Source organism: Mesorhizobium waimense (assembly GCF_003601975.1).
Lineage (GTDB): Bacteria > Pseudomonadota > Alphaproteobacteria > Rhizobiales > Rhizobiaceae > Mesorhizobium > Mesorhizobium waimense.
In genome coordinates, this window is record NZ_QZWZ01000201.1 from 1 (window position 1) to 548 (window position 548).

Sequence of the window (548 nt, forward strand, 5' to 3'; positions counted from 1 at the left end):
CGGGCATTGCCGGCACCTACGGCACGCTGACGCTGAACGCCAACGGCACCTACAGCTATGACGGCAATCCCAATGCGGTTCCGGTCGGCGGCGCGACGGACACGTTCGTCTATACCATCATGGACGGCGACGGCGACCTGTCGACGACGACCCTGACCATCAACCTGTCCGACAGCGGCCTGGCCGCCTCCAACGACGACCTGACGGTCAACGAGGCGGCGCTGCCGATCGGCAGCAACCCGTCGAGCACGGCAGAGACCATTGCCGGCACCGTCGTCGACAATGTGTCGGGCGGCTCCGGTCCCTACACCTACGCACTGCTGAGCAGCGCCACCGGCTCGCACGGCACGCTGACCTTCAATGCCAACGGCACCTACAGCTATACGCTGACCTCGCCGGTCGACGGCGTCGACGCCAACAACGGCACCAACACCGTCAACAACGTCGAGACCTTCACCTACCAGGCCACCGACGCCAACGGCAACACGATCACCAACACCATCACCATCGACGTCACCGACGACGTGCCGACGGCAGTTGCCAACAGC

General features: G+C 65.0%; 1 protein-coding gene. It reads left to right on the forward strand.

What is annotated here, in order from left to right; translation table 11 throughout:
- Positions 1-548: Ig-like domain-containing protein (locus tag D3227_RS40625; protein WP_208646637.1), on the forward strand; the 548-nt coding region annotated here is incomplete at both ends.